General features: G+C 65.8%; 20 protein-coding genes. 8 read left to right on the top strand and 12 right to left on the bottom strand.

Annotated features, from left to right (window positions below; translation table 11 throughout):
• Positions 1–5: 5 nt before the first annotated feature.
• Both hisC and JQ592_RS10795 read left to right on the top strand, forming a co-directional pair.
• Positions 6–1103, top strand: coding sequence for a histidinol-phosphate transaminase (gene hisC / locus JQ592_RS10790; protein WP_211402833.1), 1098 nt, complete (start codon positions 6–8; stop codon positions 1101–1103).
• Complete coding sequence (locus JQ592_RS10795) at positions 1100–2035, top strand: prephenate/arogenate dehydrogenase family protein (protein ID WP_211402834.1); 936 nt, start codon at positions 1100–1102, stop codon at positions 2033–2035. The genes hisC and JQ592_RS10795 overlap by 4 nt, the downstream gene beginning before the upstream one ends.
• 119 nt (positions 2036–2154) lie before the next feature.
• Here the strand turns inward: JQ592_RS10795 and JQ592_RS10800 are convergent, their stop codons facing one another.
• On the bottom strand, positions 2155–3339 hold the full coding sequence (locus JQ592_RS10800) for a DUF2125 domain-containing protein (protein WP_211402835.1): 1185 nt from the start codon (positions 3337–3339) through the stop codon (positions 2155–2157).
• A 110-nt stretch (positions 3340–3449) separates the two neighbouring features.
• Between JQ592_RS10800 and JQ592_RS10805 the strand changes: the two genes are divergently transcribed.
• Positions 3450–4058 (top strand): gamma-glutamylcyclotransferase, encoded by a 609-nt coding sequence (locus tag JQ592_RS10805; protein ID WP_211402836.1) that lies wholly within the window; start codon positions 3450–3452, stop codon positions 4056–4058.
• A 118-nt stretch (positions 4059–4176) separates the two neighbouring features.
• On the opposite strand, the gene JQ592_RS10810 is transcribed toward JQ592_RS10805, so the two are convergent.
• The 4 genes from JQ592_RS10810 to ftsE form a co-directional block, all read right to left on the bottom strand.
• Positions 4177–4950: a lysophospholipid acyltransferase family protein gene (locus JQ592_RS10810; protein ID WP_211402837.1), complete on the bottom strand. Its 774-nt coding sequence runs from the start codon at positions 4948–4950 to the stop codon at positions 4177–4179.
• A gap of 34 nt (positions 4951–4984) precedes the next feature.
• Positions 4985–5689 (bottom strand): YdcF family protein, encoded by a 705-nt coding sequence (locus JQ592_RS10815; protein ID WP_211402838.1) that lies wholly within the window; start codon positions 5687–5689, stop codon positions 4985–4987.
• Positions 5690–6023: 334 nt separating this feature from the next.
• A complete protein-coding gene (locus JQ592_RS10820; RefSeq protein WP_211402839.1) occupies positions 6024–6992 on the bottom strand; it encodes a cell division protein FtsX in 969 nt (322 codons plus the stop codon).
• Positions 6985–7644, bottom strand: a complete 660-nt coding sequence (gene ftsE / locus JQ592_RS10825; protein ID WP_018646542.1) for a cell division ATP-binding protein FtsE — start codon at positions 7642–7644, stop codon at positions 6985–6987. The genes JQ592_RS10820 and ftsE overlap by 8 nt, the downstream gene beginning before the upstream one ends.
• Positions 7645–7814: 170 nt before the next feature.
• On the opposite strand from ftsE, the gene JQ592_RS10830 reads away from it, so the two are divergent.
• Positions 7815–8693, top strand: coding sequence for an MJ0042-type zinc finger domain-containing protein (locus tag JQ592_RS10830; protein WP_211402840.1), 879 nt, complete (start codon positions 7815–7817; stop codon positions 8691–8693).
• Between the two features lie 35 nt (positions 8694–8728).
• A complete protein-coding gene (locus JQ592_RS10835; protein WP_211402841.1) occupies positions 8729–9103 on the top strand; it encodes a response regulator in 375 nt (124 codons plus the stop codon).
• Positions 9104–9341: 238 nt separating this feature from the next.
• On the opposite strand, the gene JQ592_RS10840 is transcribed toward JQ592_RS10835, so the two are convergent.
• Together JQ592_RS10840 and JQ592_RS10845 are read right to left on the bottom strand one after the other, a co-directional pair.
• A complete protein-coding gene (locus tag JQ592_RS10840) occupies positions 9342–10493 on the bottom strand; it encodes a DUF4175 family protein (protein ID WP_211402842.1) in 1152 nt (383 codons plus the stop codon).
• Positions 10481–12412 (bottom strand): TIGR02302 family protein, encoded by a 1932-nt coding sequence (locus JQ592_RS10845; protein WP_211402843.1) that lies wholly within the window; start codon positions 12410–12412, stop codon positions 10481–10483. The genes JQ592_RS10840 and JQ592_RS10845 overlap by 13 nt, the downstream gene beginning before the upstream one ends.
• Before the next feature lie 168 nt (positions 12413–12580).
• Here JQ592_RS10845 and JQ592_RS10850 point away from each other — a divergent pair, with 168 nt between their 5' ends.
• Positions 12581–12964, top strand: coding sequence for a carboxymuconolactone decarboxylase family protein (locus JQ592_RS10850; RefSeq protein WP_211402844.1), 384 nt, complete (start codon positions 12581–12583; stop codon positions 12962–12964).
• Positions 12965–13226: 262 nt separating this feature from the next.
• Positions 13227–14135 carry an NAD(P)-dependent oxidoreductase gene (locus JQ592_RS10855; RefSeq protein WP_211402845.1) on the top strand — a complete coding sequence of 303 codons (909 nt, stop codon included), beginning with the start codon at positions 13227–13229 and terminating at the stop codon, positions 14133–14135.
• A 202-nt stretch (positions 14136–14337) separates the two neighbouring features.
• On the opposite strand, the gene lysA is transcribed toward JQ592_RS10855, so the two are convergent.
• The 3 genes from lysA to argH form a co-directional block, all read right to left on the bottom strand.
• Complete coding sequence (gene lysA, locus JQ592_RS10860; protein ID WP_211402846.1) at positions 14338–15603, bottom strand: diaminopimelate decarboxylase; 1266 nt, start codon at positions 15601–15603, stop codon at positions 14338–14340.
• A gap of 23 nt (positions 15604–15626) precedes the next feature.
• The gene (gene lptM, locus JQ592_RS10865; protein WP_211402847.1) at positions 15627–15908 is read right to left on the bottom strand and encodes an LPS translocon maturation chaperone LptM; all 282 of its coding nucleotides are present in this window, start codon (positions 15906–15908) and stop codon (positions 15627–15629) included.
• A gap of 93 nt (positions 15909–16001) precedes the next feature.
• Positions 16002–17399: an argininosuccinate lyase gene (gene argH / locus JQ592_RS10870; protein WP_211402848.1), complete on the bottom strand. Its 1398-nt coding sequence runs from the start codon at positions 17397–17399 to the stop codon at positions 16002–16004.
• Between the two features lie 105 nt (positions 17400–17504).
• On the opposite strand from argH, the gene tlpA reads away from it, so the two are divergent.
• Complete coding sequence (gene tlpA / locus JQ592_RS10875) at positions 17505–18170, top strand: thiol:disulfide interchange protein TlpA (RefSeq protein ID WP_211402849.1); 666 nt, start codon at positions 17505–17507, stop codon at positions 18168–18170.
• Here the strand turns inward: tlpA and JQ592_RS10880 are convergent.
• Both JQ592_RS10880 and JQ592_RS10885 read right to left on the bottom strand, forming a co-directional pair.
• Entirely contained in the window at positions 18167–18361 is a 195-nt protein-coding gene (locus JQ592_RS10880; protein ID WP_027562813.1) for a putative motility protein, read from the bottom strand. The genes tlpA and JQ592_RS10880 overlap by 4 nt on opposite strands.
• 195 nt (positions 18362–18556) lie before the next feature.
• Entirely contained in the window at positions 18557–19438 is an 882-nt protein-coding gene (locus tag JQ592_RS10885; protein WP_211402850.1) for a 3-hydroxybutyryl-CoA dehydrogenase, read from the bottom strand.
• Positions 19439–19612 lie beyond the last annotated feature (174 nt).

A 19612-nucleotide genomic window follows, 5' to 3' on the forward strand; every position in this document is an offset into this window, starting at 1 on the left:
TGAAGATGTCCCGCCCCGTGCCGAACCCCGGCATTCTCGATATTGCGCCCTACACGCCCGGCAAGACCCCGGTGCCGGAGCCGGGCCGCAAGGTGTTCAAGCTCTCGGCCAACGAGACGCCGTTCGGGCCCTCGCCCAAGGCGATCGAGGCCTTCAAGCGCGTGGCGGATCATCTGGAAGACTATCCGGAAGGCACCTCGCGCGTGCTGCGCGAAGCGATCGGCCGCTCGTTCGGGCTCGATCCGAACCGCATCATCTGCGGCGCCGGCTCGGACGAGATCCTCAACCTGCTCGCCCACACCTATCTCGGTCAAGGCGACGAGGCGATCTCCACCACGCACGGCTTCCTGGTCTACCCGATCGCGACCATGGCGGTCGGCGCCAGGAACGTGATCGCGGAGGAGACCAACCTCACCTGCAACGTCGACGCCATCCTCAAGGCGGTGACGCCGAAGACGAAGCTGGTCTGGCTCGCCAATCCGAACAACCCGACCGGCACCTATATTCCGTTCGACGAGGTCAAGCGGCTGCGCGCCGGCCTGCCCTCGCACGTGCTGCTGGTGCTGGACGCCGCCTATTGCGACTACGTCTCGCGCAACGATTACGAGATGGGGATCGAGCTCGTCGCCACCACCGAGAATACGGTGGTGACCCACACCTTCTCCAAGATCCACGGCCTTGCCGCGCTGCGCATCGGCTGGATGTTCGGCCCCGAGCACATCATCGACGCGGTCAACCGCATCCGCGGTCCCTTCAACGTGTCGACGCCGGCGATGTACGCCGCGGTTGCCGCGATCGAGGACACCGCGCATCAGGCGATGTCGAAGCAGTTCACCGAGACCTGGCGCAACTGGCTGACCGAGGAGATCACCAAGCTCGGCCTGAAGGTGACGCCGAGCGTTGCCAATTTCGTGCTGATCCACTTCCCGACCGACAAGGGCAGGACCTCGGACGATGCCGACGCCTTCCTCACTAGGCGGGGCCTCGTGTTGCGCGCGCTGAAGAACTACGGCCTGCCGCATTCCCTGCGCATGACCATCGGCACCGAGGAGGCCAACCGCCTCGTCGTCGATGCCTTGCGCGACTTCATGGCCGGCAAATGAGCGCGAACCCGCATTTCCAGCGCGTTGCCCTGATCGGCTTCGGCCTGATCGGCGGCTCGATCGCGCGCGCTGCGAAGCTCCAGGGCCTGGCTTCCGAGATCGTCACCACCGCGCGCTCGGAGAAGACGCGCGCGCGAGTGACCGAGCTCGGCATTGTCGACCAGGTCGTGGCCACCAATGCGGAAGCGGTGAAGGATGCCGACCTCATCATCCTCTGCATTCCCGTCGGGGCCTGCGGACCGGTCGCGCAGGAGATCGCGCCGCATTTGAAGCCCGGCGCCGTTATCTCCGACGTCGGCTCGGTCAAGGGTGCAGTCGTCAGGGACATGGCGCCGCATCTGCCGCAGGGCGTCCATTTCGTGCCGGCACATCCGGTCGCGGGCACCGAGCATTCGGGTCCGGATTCCGGCTTCGCCGAGCTCTTCATCAACCGCTGGTGCATTCTGACGCCGCCGGAGGGCACCGATGCCGACGCCGTCGCTCACTTGCGCGCCTTCTGGGCCGCGATGGGCGCCAAGGTCGAGGTAATGACGCCGGATCATCATGATCTCGTGCTCGCGATCACCAGCCATCTGCCGCATCTAATCGCCTACACCATCGTCGGCACCGCCGACGAGCTGGCGCAGGTGACGGAATCGGAAGTGATAAAATTCTCCGCCGGCGGCTTTCGCGACTTCACCCGCATCGCCGCCTCCGATCCGACGATGTGGCGCGACGTGTTCCTCGCCAACAAGGAAGCCGTGCTGGAGATGCTCGGCACCTTCACCGAGGATCTCGCCAAGCTCACCCGCGCCATCCGCCGCGGCGACGGCGACGCACTGTTCGATCACTTCACCCGCACCCGCGCCATCCGCCGCGGCATCGTCGAGATCGGCCAGGATTCGGCGGCAGCAGATTTCGGCCGGCCCCATGCGGCGCTGAAGAAGCCGTGAGCTTGTAGCCCGGACAAAGCTGCGTAGCCCGGATGGAGCGCGAGCGTAATCCGGGAGAGTGCCAGCTATGATCAAGAACCCCGGATTGCGCTTCGCTCCATCCGGGCTACGGGAGCCAACTAATACAGCGGCGGGATCTGCCCGACCTTGACCGGGCCGAGCAGCACGGCACCGTCGACGAACTTCAGCGGGAAGCTTCTCGCTTTCTTGCCCTCAAGCGTGCTCTCGGTGCCGATCGAGTTGATGCCGGCGGCAACGCCGGCGTTGGCGTTCTGCTTGATGACCTTGCCGAGGCCGGGAACGGCGCGGTCGAGCGCGCCAAAGAGATTGTTGAGGTCCTGCGACTTCACGCCGGGCGCGACGCGATCCAGCGTTGCCTGCGGCACGCCCTCCTCCAGCATCTTCTCGATGCCGAGCGCCGGGATCACGCGCTCAAGGCCGGTCACCGTCATCTGCAGCTCGCCGTCCAGTCGGCCATTGGCCGAGAGGCCGAGCGTGCCGGCCGCGACCGCGATCATCTCGCCCTGCTGGATCCGCGACTGCACGATCTCGATATGACCGCCGGCGGCCTGGATCTCGCGGAAGCGCTGCGGCCAGGGCTTCGGCGTGAGGTCGGAAAGGCCGGTGACCTTGGCGCGCGTATCGGCCTCGAACGGCTCGGCGAGCAAGGGATGAACGCCCTGGATGCTGCCCTGCGCGATGTGGAGCACGGTCTCGATCACGGGATGATCGGCAGGCGAGCCCTCCGCGAGGCGGCCATGCAGCTCGATCTGCTTGGCGCGCGCGAGCGGCACCTGCACCGAGCCATCAACGCGATTGATGCTGGGATCGTCGAACACGATCGAGGCGCGGTCCGGCACGGCCGGCAGGCCGACCACGCTGCTGCGGCCCTTGCTCCAGTTCACCACGAAGGTGTTCTGCGTGACGCCGTCGATCAGCGTCGCCGGCGCCGAGAACTCGGCGATGACGAGCTTGGGATCGTAGACCTGGGCGACGACCAGGATGTTGTCGAGCTTCGCCGTGAACGGCGTCTTGCTGGCGTTCTGCGAGACCAGGGCGACGCTGGCGCCGGAGCACTGGACCTCGAAGCGGAACGGGAAGCCTGCGATCGAGCGCTTGGCGCAGTCATAGATGCGGCCAGACTTGGCCTCCTGCGCGCGCCAGGCGTCTGCGGCCACCTCGGCCTGCGAAGCGGCATAGAACCAGAAGCCGGTCCACGCGAGGGCGAGGATCAGCAGGAGAACGGGTGCAATGAAAAGGCCCCAACGGGAGCGGCGGCCTGTGGCAACGGTCATATCGGACATGCGGCGACCCTTTGGCCCCAGATTCAGGCAAATGTAAGCGGGGCCGGCCCCCGACGAAAGACTGAGAAATCGCTTCGCTTGGAGCCTTCATTCTGGTAGCCGTGCCCGAAATGTCGGAAATCACCCTCCCCTCCGTCACCACAGCCAAGGACGACCTCTGGGTGTTCGGCTACGGCTCGCTGATGTGGCGGCCGGGCTTCGAATTCGAGGAACGCGTCCCGGCCCGGCTGGTCGGCGAGCATCGCGCGCTCTGCGTCTATTCCTTCGTGCATCGCGGCACGCCGGAAAAGCCCGGCCTGGTGCTCGGGCTCGATCGCGGCGGCGCCTGCCGCGGCATCGCCTTCCGCGTCGCCGAGAAGAACCGCACCGACGTCGTCGCCTATTTGCGAGAGCGCGAGCAGGTGACGTCGGTCTATCGCGAGGTGATGCGCTCGGTGTGGCTGGAAAACGATGCGCGGCAGCGCGTCTCCGCGCTCGCCTATGTCGTCGACCGCGGCCATGTGCAATATGCCGGCCGCCTGTCGCTCGCCGATCAGCACCGCCATGTCGTCCAGGGCCATGGCCAGTCCGGCGCCAACCGCGACTACGTCACGGCGACGGTGAAAGCCATCGAGGCCGAAGGTTTTCGCGACACGCAATTGCATCAGCTCGCGACGATGCTGCATAGGGAGGCACATTCGCTGCACGCGCCGGCTCCCGAAGATCGAGAGAGCCGCTAAAGCGCGATGAGATTTGGATGAATTGTCATCGCGCTTTAGGTTGTTGTTTGCGCATGATCTTTCCGGAAAACCGCTTCGCACTTTGCGCTAACGCGGCCCTGCGGGTCCGGATCATGCTTTAGCTCTCCGACGGCGCGTAGCTCGGCGCGGTGCCGATCAACTGCTCCTGCTCTTTCCGCCCCGCTTCGACGAGGCGACCGGTCGCATCTTCGATGACCGTTTGCACGCGGGAAAGAAACTCGTCCTTCGGCAGGCCTGATGGCAGCGGATCGAGGAACTCGACCACCAGCGTGCCGGGATAGCGCATGAAGGTGCGGCGCGGCCAGAACAGGCCGGAATTGAGCGCGATCGGCAGGCACGGCACGCCGCAGGACGAATAGATCTGGGCGAAGCCGGTCTTGTAGTCGGGCGGCGCACCCGGCGCGCGGCGCGTGCCTTCCGGAAAGATCACGAGCTGCTTTCCACTGCGGACCGCTTCGCGCGCGCGCCGCGTCATGTCCAGCAGCGCCTTCACGCCGGCATTGCGATCGATCGCGATCATCCCGGTCTTGACCAGGAACTGGCCGAACACCGGAATCTGCACGAGCTGGCGCTTGAGGATGAAGATCGGGCGGTTGAAGAAACCCGGCAGCACGAACGTTTCCCAGAACGACTGGTGCTTCGCTGCGATCACCAGCGGCCCCTGCGGGATCTTCTCGACACCCCGGAATTCCACCTTGATGTTGCAGATCACGCGCATCAGGACCAGCGTCGCCTTCGCCCACCATTCGGCAACCGTGAGCATGGCGCGCGGCGGCAACGCGAAGGTCGGCAGCGCCACGATCGCAAGGCAGACCAATACGGCGTAGAACAGCACGTTGAACACGAGCGAGCGCAGGAAAATCAGAAACATCGACGGTCCGATCAATTTGCCGATCAATAGCCGGTCAATTGGCCTGGGCGGTGGCGGGCCGCCTCGGCTGCTGGCCTGCAGGCTGCTCCGACATCTCGGGCGAAAGGTCAATCCCGAAATCCTCCAGCCGCACCCTGAGCTCGGCCGCGATGTACTTGACATATTCGGACAACAGCAGCCGCAGGGTGGACGCCGAGGTCCACCACGGCTCCTCGCGCCATTTATCGCCGACCACCGCGAACGGGATCAACGTCGTCTCCGGCATCGCATGCGAGAATTCCACCAGCGCGCGCGGCATGTGGTAATTCGAGGTGACCACGATCAGCGACTTGAATCGTCGCCCCTCGGCCCAGCGCCGCGCCTCCGCGGCGTTGCCGCGGGTCGTCAGCGCGGTACGGTCGAGATCGACGCAGCAGGTCATGAAGGACTGGTTCTCCGGCAAGGTTCGCGAGATGTCGCTGGCCGTCGAGGTCGGATGCACGCCGGAGATCAGCAGCCGCTTGCCATAGCCGGCGGCCAGCAGCTCCATCGCGTCCGACACCCGCGAGGAACCGCCGGTCAGGACCACGATGCCGTCGGCCTTGCGGTCCGGCGTGATCTCGGCGCCGCGCATCTGCGACAGGAACGCGACGAAACCCGCCGCCGCGCCGACGAAAGCGAACGCAATCGTCGACACGATTGTCGCGCGCAGCCAGCCGCGCGGCAGTTTCGGCGATCGATCGTCGGTCGGCGAGGTCATGCGATGTCGGTGATCCCTTCCCTGGATGATTTTATGACGTTTTGAGGCGAAGTGGAGTCCGGTTTGTTCACCCTCTCCCCTTGTGGGCCCCCTTGTGGGAGAGGGTGGCTCGCCGCGAAGCGGCGAGACGGGTGAGGGGTCTGTCTCCGCACATTCGCCTCAACGTTCGTGCGCGCGGATAGATACCCCTCATCCGGCGCCGTAGCCGAAGCTTCGCTTCGGCGTTCTTTAAGAACGGCGGCCGAAGGCCGCCTATGCCACCTTCTCCCGCAAGGGGAGAAGGGAAAGGAGGGAGTCCGTCGCGAGTATTTCGTCTAACTCAATCACACGACACTCAATCAACATCATTCAGCGTCGCGAACAGTGTCTGGCGCGAGGCAACCGCGGTGATGGCGCCGATCAGGACCGCCTGCACCGCGAGCACGACATAGCCGGACGGCCGCAGCGAGAAGGTACCCAGCAAGGCTGCGAACTGGTCGCCGACCGGGGTCCCCGAAAACCAGCCGGCAACCGACTCGGAGAAGCCGAACACCAGCATGGCGGCGCCGCCGCCGATCACGCCGCCTTCGAGGCCGAGCCTGAGGAAATGCCGCAGGAAACGGTTGGCGATGTAGCGGTCGCCGGCACCGACGAAATGCAGCACCTCGACGATCGGGCGGTTCGCCGCCATGGCGCCGCGGGTCGCGAACGACACCGAGATGATGGTCGCGATGATGACGAGCGCGAGAATGCCGAGGCCGGCGAGCACGGTGGCATTGGTCATCGAGCGCATGCGCTCGATCCAGGCGCGATGATCGTCGACGCTGGCGCTCGGAGCCACTTGCGTCACGCGGGCGCGCAAGGCGCCGAGATCGAACGGCGTGCCCGGCTGCACGCGCGCGATGATCATGCGCGGCACCGGCAGATCGTCCATCGACAGGCCGGTACCGAGCCAGGGCTCGAGCAGCTTGCCGCTCTCGTCCTTGCTGAACGGCTTGACCTCGACGATGCCGGCCTGCGCGCGCATCGCCTCGGTCACCGCGGCGGTGTCGCGGTCGAGATCGCGCCCCGCCTGCGGACGGACCTGGATGGTGATCTCGCTCGCGACCTCCGACTGCCATTCCGCGGCGGAAGCGCTGACCAGCAGCACCGTGCCCGTGGTCATCGACGCCAGGAACGTCATGATGGCGACGACGGCGACCAGCGCGCGGCCGTGGATCGAGGCGCGCGGCACGATCGGCGACATGTTGCGCGCCTTGGCCGGAAGCTGCGGACGCTCCTGTCCGAGATCGACCAGCACGCCGCGCTCGTCGGTCCTATTCATAGACGTGCAGCCGTCCCTGATGCAGCACCAGCCGCCGCGCCTCGTACTGGTCCATCAGGCCGATGTCGTGGGTCGCGATGATGACGGCGGTGCCGGATTTGTTGAGCTCGATGAAAAGCCGCAGCAGGCGGCGGCCGAGCGTCGGATCGACGCTGCCGGTCGGCTCGTCCGCGAGCAGCAGCTGCGGCCGCGAGATCACCGCGCGCGCGATCGCGGCGCGCTGCTTCTCGCCGCCCGACAGGATCGGCGGCAGCGCGTCCATGCGGTCGCCGAGGCCGACCCAGCGCAAGAGGTCGATGACCTCCTTGCGATAGCTCGACTCGCTGCGGCCCATGACGCGGAACGGCAGCGCGACATTCTCGTAGGTCGTCATGTGGTCGAGCAGGCGGAAATCCTGGAGCACAATGCCGATGCGCTTGCGCAAATCGGCGATCTCGTCCTTGCCGAGCTGCGAGATATCGTGGCCGAACAGATTGACGAGGCCGCGCGTCGGCCGGTGCGACAGGAACAACAGACGCAGCAGCGAGGTCTTGCCGGCGCCGGACGGGCCGGTGAGGAACTGGAAGGAATGCGCGGGGATCTGGAAGCTGAGGTCGCGCAGGATCTCCGGCCCCAGTCCGTAACGCAATCCGACATTTTCGAACCGAACCAAGCTCAGCTCCGTTCGAGAGGGGGCGATAGAAGCGACGCGGCGCGCTGCCATGCGCGATCAACGGTTTTTGCGACCGTTATGGTTTCCGGTTCGTTAACGGTCGCCTTGTAGCATTCAGGGCAACCGGCTCTCCGGGTCATCAAGACCAGTCCATGCATCAAGGCTCGTCCATGCATATCGTCTGCCCCCATTGTACGACATCCTACGCCATCAAGCCCGCGAGCCTGGGGGCGAACGGACGGACGGTCCGGTGCTCCCGCTGCAAGGAGACCTGGGTCGCCTATGCCGAGGATGCCATCGAGGAGGCGTCCGTGCCGGCCATGGCCGCGGCCAGCCGGGCCGACGACCAATCCGACCTCGCCGAGCAGTGGAACTCCTATGCCAAGGACGATAACGCCGCCGATACGCCCGTGGTCGACAGCCCGTCGATTGCCAGCGACTGGCCGGCCGAAGGCGCCCAGGAGATCGAGGACGAGTGGTCAGCGGCGGCCCGGGCCGCCGAGGAAGAAGCCGTCGGCGCGCAGCACCAATCCTGGTTCCGTGGCCTGTTCAGCCGACGCGGAGCGCGGGTGAAGCGTCCGGCACCCGCTGTGGCGCCGCGAAAATCCTATTTCGGCCTGCCGACCGCCTGCGCCGCCATGGCCGCGCTTGTACTGGCCCTGATCATGTGGCGCGCCGACGTGGTGCGCCTGCTGCCGCAGACGGCGGCCTTCTACAAGATGGTCGGGCTCGAGGTGAATGTGCGCGGGCTGGCCTTCAAGGACGTCAAGCTGTCCAGCGAGACCGTCGACGGTAAGCAGGTGCTGGTGATCGAGGGCGTGATCGTCGGCCAGGGCAAGAAGCCGCTCGATATCCCGCGGCTGCGATTTGCCGTGCGCGATGCGCAGGGCGCGGAGATCTACGCCTGGAATACCGTGCTGGAACAGACCGTGCTGCAGCCTGGCGAGCGCGCCTTCTTCCGCTCACGCCTGGCCTCGCCGCCGCCGGAGGGCCGCAATATCGACGTTCGCTTCTTCAACCGGCGCGACATCGCCGGCGGCAGCGTATAGTCGTCGCACGGGAGGTTGGTCCCAAGGTTGATCTCATGCCGAAAATCCTGATCGCCGACGACGAGGATTCGATGCGCACGCTGGTGGCGCGCGCCATCGCCATGGACGGCCACGAGACCGTGACCGCACAGGACGGCGCCGAAGCGCTGGAAATCCTGACCCGCGAGGACGGCGCGTTCGATCTCTTGCTGACCGACATCCAGATGCCCGTCATGGACGGCATCGCGCTGGCGCTCTCTGCCGCGCGCGATTTCCCCACCCTCACCATCTTGCTGATGACCGGCTTTGCCGACCAGCGCGAGCGCGCCTCGAACTTGAATGCGCTGGTGCATGATGTCGTGACAAAACCGTTCTCGGTTGCGGATATTCGCACGGCGGTGGCCGATGCGCTGGCGGCGAAGAAAGGGTAGCCGGCGGCGGCCGCGGTTGCGTCGGCTATGCCTCTATGATGCGACGCCGCCGCTACACATTCGCCGTCGTCCTGGCGAAAGCCAGGACCCATACCGCGTGATGCATCTGTCGGAAATGGAAGTCGTACCGGGCAACCGGCCTGCGCCAAACGCCTCCTTGGGGTAATGGGTCCTGGCTCCCGTGCGCAATTGCGCACTAGGCCAGGACGACATTGGGGAGGCATCGAGGCTATCGCCTCTAAAAATCCTTCAGCAGCCGCTCGATGTAATCGAGCTCGATCTGCGGGCGGGAGGGATCGCCCAGGCGGCGGCGGAGCTCTTCGAGGATGCGGCGGACACGCTGGGCGTCGATCTCGCCGGGGATCTTGACCGTGTAATCGTCGCCGAACTCACGGCCGTGCAGCGGACGGCCGAGCGGGTCGGTCTGATTGCCGCCGCTCTGCTGGCGGCCGGCCCGGTTGCCGGGACCATCGCCCTGCCCGTCGCCATCGCCCTGCTGCATCGCCTCGGCCATCTTCTGCGCACCCTTGCGCAGGGCGTCGAGCGCCTTGCCCTGCGAGTCCACGGCACCATCCGCATTACCCTCGCCGAGCTTCGAGCCGGCATCGCCCATGGCGCCGTCGGCGGCATCCAGGCTGCCATCGTCGTCGCCCTGATCGCCATCCTGATCGCCATCCTGGCCGGACTGTCCCGGATCGCCCTGCTGGCCCTTCTGCCCTTGCTGACCTTTCTGGCCCTTTGGCGCCTTCTGCGTGAGGCCGCGCTTGGCGAGTTCGTCCTGCAGCTTCTTCAGACGATCGCGCAGCGCCTGCTGGTCCTGCTGGAGGTCCGACATCGACTGGTCGCCCTGCTTGCCGCGCGAGCGGTCACGCCGGGAATCCTGGCCCTGCTTGAAGGTCTTGTCGCGCAATTGCTGCTGCTTGCGGATCATGTCGCTGAGCTCGTTCAGCGCCTGCTCCATGTCGCTGTCGCCGGATTGCCCCGGCTGCGCCATCTGGAGATTTTCCATGATCTGCGCGAGCTGCTCGAGCATGCGCTGGGCCGCCTCGCGATTGCCCTCGCGCGCCGCCTTCTCGATCTGCTTCAGCAGCTCGTCGAGATCGCGTTGCGTGATGACGTTCCGATCGCGGCTGGAGGACTGGCTCCGTTCCGTCGCCCGCTTGTATTCCTCGAGCTTCTGGATCGCGTCGGACTGGTTGCTCAGGCTCTTGCCGGATTCCTTCTGCCTGAGGCTGTCGCCGGAATCCTGCATTGCCTTTTCGGCGCTGTCGAGCAGCGCATCGGGATCCTGATCCAATTGGGCAGCGACCGGTGAGACGCCGCCCAACAGCAGGGCGAAGCAGGCGATCGGGATCGCCTTGAAGACTGGCACGCGCGCTAGCTTCCGCATTTCCGGTCCCGCGTAAACTGGTTGGCCCCGTCGTTGCCCGCCTTCCCCCGGTTGCTCGCCGACTTCCGATAGGCCTGAAGCTGCTGGCGAAGTGCGTCCTGCTGCTGCGCCAGCTCCTCGAGCTGTTCCGCCGTCGCATGCTGGGTCTTCTGTCGCAGCTCGATGGCCTTGTCGAGGATGAGCTGGACCTCCGCCGGGAATGGCTGCCGGGGGCCGAGCGGATTCTGCTCGGCGCGGCGGGCGAGATCGCGCACCTTGCCGGCCATCGCCTCGCGGAGCTTCTGCGTCAGCACCTTGATCTCGTCCTCGCTGGCGCCGCGTTCCAGCGCGCGCTTCAGCGCGTCCTGCGCCGAGCGCAGAGCGGCGTTGACGCTGCCGGCGACACCGTCATCCTCGATGGTGACCGCGAACGCCCACATGCTCGCCACCACGTCACGCAACGCATCGTCGGTGCGGGCCGCCTCGAGCTGGGCAGCGAGGCTCCGGAGGCCGAGATAGCAGCCGGCATCCGGCGTGAACAATTCAGGCGCGATCATCAGCGCATCGAGCGCGGCGTAGACGTCGGAATTCTTGTTGGCGTCGAGCGCGAGGATGCGGCGCTGCTCGATCAGCGCGCGCGCGAGCGAGTTGGTGAACAGGCGCTCGGGCAGGCGCATGTTGAACGGCTCGCTTCTCGCCTCGTTGCCGGCCTCGTCCTTGGCGGTGAGCGTCAGCGTGACGTCGGCACCGGCATAGGGATCCTCGCTGAGGTCCTTGACCGTCTGCCCGACGCCGTTGCGGGTACGTGCATTCGGCAGCACCAGCGGGAATTGCGGCGGCTGGAACAGCGGCCGCGCGGCGGCCTTGGTGTCGTTCTTGCCGGAATCCTTGGCATCGGCGGCGCGCAGGCCGATTTGCGCCTCGGCGCCGGTGACGCCGTAATCGTCCTCGATCTTGTAGGAGAGCTGGAGTCCGCCGCGGGCCTGGCGCTCGGGATCCTTGGCGAGCGCGATCGTCGGCGCGCGATCGGGCGTCGCCGCAAACGCCCATTGCGGCTGGCCGGAGGGCGCACGGACATGCGCGGTGCCGTCGGCGGTGATGGCGAAATGCTTTTCGTTGGTGCCCTTGGGCGTGGCTTCAGTGGGAGCGACCTCCTTCAGGCCGCCGGAGACGACGACATCGAGGTTGCCGCCGGAAGAGCGCACGATCAGGGTCGAGCCGGCGGGAACGGCGAGCGGACCGCTCGCCGGCAGCGCTGCGGCTTCCTTGTTCGCCGCCGACAGGATCACCGGCGGCTTGCCGGTGTAGAGCGGCGGGGTGACCCAGGCATCGACGCGAACGTTGGTCGGCGCCAGCACGCCGTTCCAATCGAAGGCAGCACCGAGGCGCATCGCGCGCTCGTCGCCGGCGGCGAAGAAGGTCGCAACCAGCATCACCATGACCAGCGCCCGCAGCGCCCAGGGATCGTGGAGCGCGAGCCGCGGGCGCGGCAGACCGGCACGGATGCGCTTGAGCGAAGCCAGCGTGCGCTCACGCTGCGCCTGCCACAGCGCCTTCGCGATGGGGTCCTGCGAGGTCAGGGTGTCCGTGAGAGTGGTGGCCGGGCGGTGACGGATGCCGGATCCGCGGTCGAGCCGGCCCAGCGCTTCCTCGCGGCTCGGCCAGCGGAACCGAAGCAGGGGAAACAGCGCGGCGATCGCAATGCCGGCAAAAATGACGAGACCGACGGCACGGGCCAGGAACGGCAGCGCCAGCCAGAGACCCGCCCAGGACACCACCAGGAACAGGCCGATGACGGTCAGCAGCCGCGCGAGATTTGGCCAGGCACGCTCCCACGCGATGGCATAGATGGCCCTGTCGAGGGCCTGCGCCAGCTTCAGCCGCGACAGAGCGTCGCCATCGCGGATCGGGTCTGACGGGTCGGGGGTGACGCCGTTCAATCAGCTCTCCAGGTTGCCCGGTAGAGTGAAGCGTACCACAACGGCAGCACTGAGGCATCCGTTCCTGTACGGGAGACACCCCTTTTCCCGCATAACACGAGGACGTGACTGGCCCGCCGCAACCCCGTAATTTCCGCGCCGCCACCTGAGGGAAATGAAGGAAACGCCATGGACAAGAAGATGCACGACAAGGGCCTCGAGGTCCGCAATGCGGTACTCGGAGAAGCCTATGTCAACAATGCCCTGAAGAACGTCGACGATTTCAACCGTCCGTTCCAGGAGATGCTCAACGAATATTGCTGGGGCACGGTGTGGGGCCGCGAGGAGCTGCCGCGCAAGACCCGCAGCATGCTCAACATCGCGATGATCGCGATCCTCAATCGCCAGCACGAGTTTCGCGCGCATCTCAAGGGCGCACTGACCAACGGCGTCAGCCGCGAGGAGATCCGCGAGATCCTGATGCAGGTCGCCATCTACGGCGGCATGCCGGCCGCCGTCGACAGCTTCCGCATCGCGCGCGAGGTGTTCGCGGAGATCGATGGGAAGGCGTGATGAGGCGCGTGAGTGAGGGACACAACGCCCTCACCTCCGTCGTCCCGGACAAGCGAAGCGCAGCGTAGCGCTGATCCGGGACCCATAACCACAGGACCACGTGGTTGCGGGGACTCGGAGTGACCGCTTTCGCGCTGCGACTCCTCCCTGGGGTTATGGGTCCCGGATCTGCGCGCGCTTGAGGCGCGCTTGTCCGCGACGACACGGGGGATGGAGCGCGGATTTTCACGACCACAACGAATAACAAACACAAGGAAACACCATGGACATCGGATTCATCGGGCTCGGAAACATGGGTTTCCCGATGGCGCGGCGGCTGATCGAGGCCGGCAACCGGCTCGTCGTGTTCGACACGCGCGAGGAGGTCGTCGAAAAGCTGGTGGCGCGCGGTGCCGCTGCTGCGTCATCGCCGAAGGACGTCGCCGACCAGGTCGAGACCGTGATGGCGAGCCTGCCTTCGCTGCAGGCTTCGCTCGAGGTTGCCACGGGCGCGAACGGCGTGATCGAGGGCAAGCGTGCCAAACGCTTCATCGATCTCTCCACCGTCGGCTCGGCGATGGCCGCGAAGATTCACGGCCTCCTGGCCAAGCGCGACATCGTGCAGATCGACTCTCCCGTCTCCGGCGGCGTCGGCGGCGCCGAGAAGGGCACGCTGGCGGTGATGGTCTCTGGGCCGAAGGCGGAGTTCGAGCTGCTCAAGCCCGCGCTCGACGTGATCGGAAAGGTGTTCTTCATCGGCGAAAAGCCGGGCGCGGCGCAGACCATGAAGCTCGCCAACAATTTCCTGTCGGCCACGGCGATCGTGGCGACGTCGGAAGCCGTGGTGATGGGCGTGAAAGCCGGGCTCGATCCCGCCGTGATGATCGACGTCATCAATGCGGGCTCGGGCATGAACACCGCAAGCCGCGACAAGTTTCCGCGCTCGGTGCTGCCGCGCACGTTCGATTTCGGCTTCGCCACGGGGCTGATGGTGAAGGACGTGCGGCTGGCGCTGCAGGAGATGAAGCAGCTCGGCCTGTCGATGGAGGTCGCCGATGCGGTCGGACGGCTGTGGGAGACCGTGATCAGCGCGGAAGGCGCGGAGTCGGATTTCACCGCGGCGATCAAGCCGATCGAGAAGAAGGCGGGGGTCGTGGTGGGTGGAGCAAAGGGCGGATTGGCGGGGAAGTAGTTTCTCGCGCATCCCCCATCCACGTCGTCCTGGACAAGCGAGCGGAGCGAGCGCTGATCCAGGACCCATTACCCCAGGGAGAGGTTTGGCGAAGACTCGTGGTTACCAGCTTCGCGCCAAATTACTTCCCGGGGTTAATGGGTCCTGGCATTCGCCAGGACGACGCCGAAATTGTTGAAGCGCCGTCGCGCCCCTCACCGCCTCACAGCCACGGCGCGGGCTTATCCATCGCGATCAGCTGCTCGACCTCGATGCGCGGGCGCACCACGGCGTACTGGTCGCCCTTCACCAGCACCTCGGGCACCAGCGGACGCGTGTTGTAGGTGCCGGCCTGCACGGCGCCATAGGCGCCGGCGGTCATGATGGCGAGGAGATCGCCTGCCTTCGGCGTCGGCAGCGTGCGGTCGAGCGCGAGATAGTCGCCGGTCTCGCAGACCGGGCCGACCACGTCGGCCGTGATCGTGGCGGCATCCTTCGCCTGCTGCGTCACCGGCAGGATGTCATGATGGGCTTCATACAGCGTCGGGCGGATCAGATCGTTCATGGCGGCGTCGATGATGACGAAGTTCTTGCCGTCGCCGTGCTTCACATAGATCACCTTGGCGACCAGGATGCCGGCATTGCCGACGATCATGCGGCCCGGCTCGAACATCAGCGTGCAGCCGAGATTATGGCTGACGCGCTTGACCATGGCGGCATAGGCGGCGGGCGCCGGCGGCGCCTCGCGATCCATGTAATAGGGAATGCCGAGGCCGCCGCCGAAATCGACGTGGCTGATGTCGTGGCCGTCGCTGCGCAGCGTCTGCACGAATTCGGAGAGAATGCGGAACGCGGTCTCCATGCCGGAGAGGTCGGTGATCTGGCTGCCGATATGCACGTCGGTGCCGGTCACTTCGATACCCGGCAGCTTTGCGGCGCGCGCATAGACCTCGCGGGCATGCACGATCGGGATGCCGAACTTGTTCTCGGACTTGCCGGTGGAGATCTTGGCATGCGTGCCGGCATCGACGTCGGGATTGACGCGCAGCGAGATGCGCGCGGTCTTGCCCATCTCGGTCGCAAGGCGCGACAGCAGTTCGAGCTCCGGCTCGGATTCGACGTTGAGACAGAGGATGTCGGCGGCGAGCGCAGCGCGCAGCTCGTCTTCCGTCTTGCCGACGCCGGAGAACACGATCTTGCTGGCGGGAATGCCGGCCGCCAGCGCGCGCTTCAACTCGCCGCCCGAGACCACGTCGGCGCCGGCGCCAAGCTTGGCCAGCGTGCGCAGCACCGACTGGTTGGAGTTCGCCTTCATGGCGTAGCAGACCAGCACCTTCTCGCCGGCGAACGCCTCGGTGAAGACGCGGTAGTGCCGCTCCAGCGTCGCGGTCGAATAGCAATAGAACGGCGTGCCGACAGTTGCGGCGAGCTCGGACAGGTTCACCGCCTCGGCGTGCAGCACGCCGTTGCGATAATCGAAATGGTTCATGGCGTTGGCTCGGTTGCCCCAGCCTACCGGCTGGGCTTGTCGTCCAGGAGCGGGTCGAGAATAAACGGTTTCTTCTTGCCTTTGGGCGCCGCGGGCGGGGCATCCGCACCATAGGTCGGATTGAATACGCTCGGCGTCTTCTGGGCTTCGGTCTCGGTGTCGGTCGGCGCGACGCCATTGGCCGTGGACGCGGTCGGCGGCAAGTCGAGCGGACCTTTGCGGCCGCAGCCGGCAAGCGCGAGCGCCGTCAGGCTCAAGACAATGATGGCCCACCCCGAGCCGGCCGGGCGAAACTTTGACGTCACGACGAAATCCCCACTACGCGGGCCGCACCATACAGAGATTGGCACGCTCTGGCGAGAGCCGGATGACCATGAAACATAAGCGAAATTTTGCCTTCAGCCCAATTTTCGCTCTTTTTCCAGCCGCTTCGCCCAGGCCTTGGCCTGCGACGCCACGTTCTTCGGCGCGGTGCCGCCAAAGCTGGTGCGGCTCTTCACCGACGATTCGACCGAGAGCACGCCGAGCACGTCCTTGGTGATCTTGGGCTCGATCGCCTGCATCTCCTTCAGCGGCAACTCGTGCAGCGCCACGCCGCCCTCGGCGGCCTTGGCTACGATGCGGCCGGTGACATGGTGGGCCTCGCGGAACGGCATCTTCAGGGTCCGCACCAGCCAGTCGGCGAGATCAGTCGCAGTGGCATAGCCCTCGCCGGCTGCTGCCTTCATCTTCGCTTCATCGGGCACGAGATCGCGGACCATGCCGGTCATGGCACGGATCGCCAGCGACAGCGCGGCAAAGCCCTCCATGGCGCCCTGCTTGTCCTCCTGCATGTCCTTTTGATAGGCGAGCGGCAGGCCCTTCATCACGATCAGCAGCCCGTTCAGTGCGCCGATGACGCGGCCGGTCTTGGCGCGCACGAGCTCGGCGGCATCCGGATTGCGCTTCTGCGGCATGATCGAGGAGCCGGTGGTGAACTTGTCGCTCAGCCGGATCAGACCGACCAAGGGCGAGGTCCAGATCACGATCTCCTCGGCAAAGCGCGACATGTGCACGGCGCAGATCGAGGCCGCCGAGAGCGTCTCCAGCACGAAGTCGCGGTCGGAGACGGCATCGAGCGAGTTCGCCATCGGGCGGTCGAAGCCGAGCGCCTTCGCGGTGGCATGGCGGTCGATCGGGAACGAGGTGCCGGCGAGCGCGGCGGCGCCCAGCGGCGACTCGTTGAGCCGCTTGCGTGCGTCCTGGAAGCGGCCGCGGTCGCGCGCGGCCATCTCGACATAGGCGAGCAGATGATGACCGAAGGTCACGGGCTGCGCGGTCTGCAGATGCGTGAAGCCGGGCATCACGGTGCCGGCATGCTCCAGCGCGCGCTCGACCAGCGCCTGCTGGAACGCGGCGAGCGCGGCGTCGGTCTCGTCGAGGACGTCGCGGACATAGAGACGGAAATCGGTTGCGACCTGGTCGTTGCGCGAACGTGCGGTGTGCAGGCGGCCGGCGGCGGGGCCGATCAGCTCCGACAGGCGGCTCTCGACATTCATATGGATGTCCTCGAGCGCGCGCTTGAATTCGAAGCCGCCCTTGCCGATCTCTGACAAAATCGTGTCTAGACCCTTGCCGATATTTTTCGCATCAGAGGCCGTGATGATGCCTTGGCTGGCGAGCATCGCGGCGTGGGCCTTGGACGCGGCAATGTCCTGGGCAAAGAGGTGACGATCGACGTCGATGGAGACGTTGATCTCTTCCATGATCTCATCGGGACGCTCCGAGAACCGGCCGCCCCACATCTTGTTGCTCATGATCCCCTGCTCACGCCTTGCCTGTCGCTAGCCACGTTTGCTGGCCGCAGCCAGCCGTATTAAGAGGCCCCTGATAGCCATATCTGCGACCGGATGACAAACGATATGCTCGACCCAAAGCCCTCCGCCACGCGCCGGATCCCCCTCGTCATCGCCACCGTGGCGATCGGCGGGCTGGCCGGCTTCGCCGCGCTGTACGGGCTGGGCCTGAGCCGGGCTCCTGGCGGCGATCCGAACTGCAAGCCGGCGGTGGCGACGGCGCAGAAAATCGCCCCGCTCGCCCATGGCGAGGTGGCAGCGCTGACCATGGCGACCGCGCCGTTGAAGCTGCCGGACCTCGCCTTCGAGGACGCCGACGGCAAGCCGAAGAAACTGTCCGATTTTCGCGGCAAGACGCTGCTGGTGAACCTCTGGGCCACCTGGTGCGTGCCGTGCCGCAAGGAGATGCCGGCGCTGGACGAGCTCCAGGGCAAGCTGTCGGACCCGAATTTCGAGGTGGTGGCGATCAACATCGACACCCGCGACCCCGAAAAACCCAGAACCTTCCTGAAAGAGGCCAATCTGACCCGGCTCGGCTACTTCAACGACCAGAAAGCCAAGGTTTTCCAGGACCTTAAGGCCATAGGCCGAGCGCTGGGCATGCCGACCTCGGTGCTGGTCGACCCGCATGGCTGCGAGATCGCGACGATCGCGGGGCCGGCGGAATGGGCGAGCGAGGATGCGCTCAAGCTGATCCGGGCGGCGACGGGCAAGGCCGCCGCGTCGCTTTAAGCTGTGACGTTGAGATTGCCGCCGACGCCGGGGCCGACATTGGCGAGGGAAGGCTGACCGGCACCGAGCAGGGTCAGGACGGTGGATTTCTCCATATCCATGTTCTGCTTGGTCAGCGTCGCCGCAATATTCGACTGCAGCGCGCCTTGCTGAGCGGCCAGCATGGTGCTGACCATTGCCATCATGTCCATTACGCGAACCCTCGTACCGGCCGTAACCTAGAGGCGAGCGGTTAATGGGACATGAATTGTCACACGGTCGACCCACGGCCGAGGTGCCGTAGGGGGGGCAAAGGCGCGCTTGCGCCGTGCCCACCACCTCACCATGGTCGCAAAAAAAGCGTGGGCACGCTTCGCTTTGCCCACCCTACGGCACCGGGGAATGTATCAGCGCGTCGGAACCGGCTTGGCGCCGCGATAGTCGTAGAAGCCGCGCTGGGTCTTGCGACCGAGCCAACCGGCCTCGACGTATTTCACCAGCAGCGGGCACGGGCGGTACTTGGAGTCGGCGAGGCCCTCGTGCAGCACCTGCATGATCGACAGGCAGGTATCGAGACCGATGAAATCGGCGAGTTCCAGCGGGCCCATCGGATGGTGCGCGCCCAGCTTCATCGCCGCATCGATCGCCTCGACGTTGCCGACGCCTTCGTACAGCGTGTAGATCGCCTCGTTGATCATCGGCAGCAGGATGCGATTGACGATGAAGGCCGGGAAATCCTCGGACACCGCGACCTGCTTGCCGAGCCTGGCGACGAATTCCTTGGCCGCCTCGAAGGTCGAATCATCCGTGGCGATGCCGCGGATCAGCTCGACCAGCTCCATCAGCGGCACCGGATTCATGAAGTGGATGCCGATGAAGCGCTCGGGCCGGTCGGTGGCGGCGGCGAGCCGCGTGATCGAGATCGAGGATGTATCGGAGGCGACGATCGCCTCGGGCTTCAAGATGGCGCAGAGCTCGTGGAAGATCTTGCGCTTGACCTCTTCCTTCTCGACCGCGGTCTCGATCACGAGATCGCAGTCGGCGAGGTCGTCGAGCTTCTCGGCGGCCACGATGCGCGACAGCGCCTTGGTCTTGGCCTCCTCGGTGACGACCTTCTTGGAGACTTGGCGGGCCAGATTGCCGTTGATGGTGGCCATGCCCGACTTGAGGCGGTCGGCCGAAACGTCGTTGAGCACCACGTCGAGGCCGGCGAGCGCCGCAACATGCGCGATGCCATTGCCCATCTGACCCGCGCCGATCACGCCGACCTTCTTGATCACTGCCGCCATAATGTCATCCACCGGAACGGCGCGCATATCGCGCCCTGCCTATCCCCTGAGCCGGGAGGTCTGATTTGACCAGAAGCCTGATTTAATCAGAACCTTGGCTCGAAACCTAGATTGGATCGCTTCGAAGGCGTGCCCCACGCCAAAGAAAACGCCTCAAAAATGAAACACCGGCCG

This window comes from Bradyrhizobium iriomotense, from assembly GCF_018129405.1.
In the GTDB taxonomy this organism is placed as follows: Bacteria; Pseudomonadota; Alphaproteobacteria; order Rhizobiales; family Xanthobacteraceae; genus Bradyrhizobium; species Bradyrhizobium iriomotense_B.

What these genes read in the sequence shown, in the direction of transcription:
- JQ592_RS10815 (WP_211402838.1), bottom strand. Translation starts at nt 5,689, where the DNA reads ATGACCTCGCCGACCGACGATCGATCGCCGAAACTGCCGCGCGGCTGG.
- JQ592_RS10795 (WP_211402834.1), top strand. Translation starts at nt 1,100, where the DNA reads ATGAGCGCGAACCCGCATTTCCAGCGCGTTGCCCTGATCGGCTTCGGC.
- JQ592_RS10840 (WP_211402842.1), bottom strand. Translation starts at nt 10,493, where the DNA reads ATGCGGAAGCTAGCGCGCGTGCCAGTCTTCAAGGCGATCCCGATCGCC.
- tlpA (WP_211402849.1), top strand. Translation starts at nt 17,505, where the DNA reads ATGCTCGACCCAAAGCCCTCCGCCACGCGCCGGATCCCCCTCGTCATC.
- lysA (WP_211402846.1), bottom strand. Translation starts at nt 15,603, where the DNA reads ATGAACCATTTCGATTATCGCAACGGCGTGCTGCACGCCGAGGCGGTG.
- JQ592_RS10885 (WP_211402850.1), bottom strand. Translation starts at nt 19,438, where the DNA reads ATGGCGGCAGTGATCAAGAAGGTCGGCGTGATCGGCGCGGGTCAGATG.
- JQ592_RS10855 (WP_211402845.1), top strand. Translation starts at nt 13,227, where the DNA reads ATGGACATCGGATTCATCGGGCTCGGAAACATGGGTTTCCCGATGGCG.
- hisC (WP_211402833.1), top strand. Translation starts at nt 6, where the DNA reads ATGTCCCGCCCCGTGCCGAACCCCGGCATTCTCGATATTGCGCCCTAC.
- JQ592_RS10850 (WP_211402844.1), top strand. Translation starts at nt 12,581, where the DNA reads ATGGACAAGAAGATGCACGACAAGGGCCTCGAGGTCCGCAATGCGGTA.
- JQ592_RS10820 (WP_211402839.1), bottom strand. Translation starts at nt 6,992, where the DNA reads ATGAATAGGACCGACGAGCGCGGCGTGCTGGTCGATCTCGGACAGGAG.
- JQ592_RS10805 (WP_211402836.1), top strand. Translation starts at nt 3,450, where the DNA reads ATGTCGGAAATCACCCTCCCCTCCGTCACCACAGCCAAGGACGACCTC.
- JQ592_RS10810 (WP_211402837.1), bottom strand. Translation starts at nt 4,950, where the DNA reads ATGTTTCTGATTTTCCTGCGCTCGCTCGTGTTCAACGTGCTGTTCTAC.
- JQ592_RS10880 (WP_027562813.1), bottom strand. Translation starts at nt 18,361, where the DNA reads ATGGACATGATGGCAATGGTCAGCACCATGCTGGCCGCTCAGCAAGGC.
- JQ592_RS10830 (WP_211402840.1), top strand. Translation starts at nt 7,815, where the DNA reads ATGCATATCGTCTGCCCCCATTGTACGACATCCTACGCCATCAAGCCC.
- JQ592_RS10800 (WP_211402835.1), bottom strand. Translation starts at nt 3,339, where the DNA reads ATGTCCGATATGACCGTTGCCACAGGCCGCCGCTCCCGTTGGGGCCTT.
- argH (WP_211402848.1), bottom strand. Translation starts at nt 17,399, where the DNA reads ATGAGCAACAAGATGTGGGGCGGCCGGTTCTCGGAGCGTCCCGATGAG.
- JQ592_RS10835 (WP_211402841.1), top strand. Translation starts at nt 8,729, where the DNA reads ATGCCGAAAATCCTGATCGCCGACGACGAGGATTCGATGCGCACGCTG.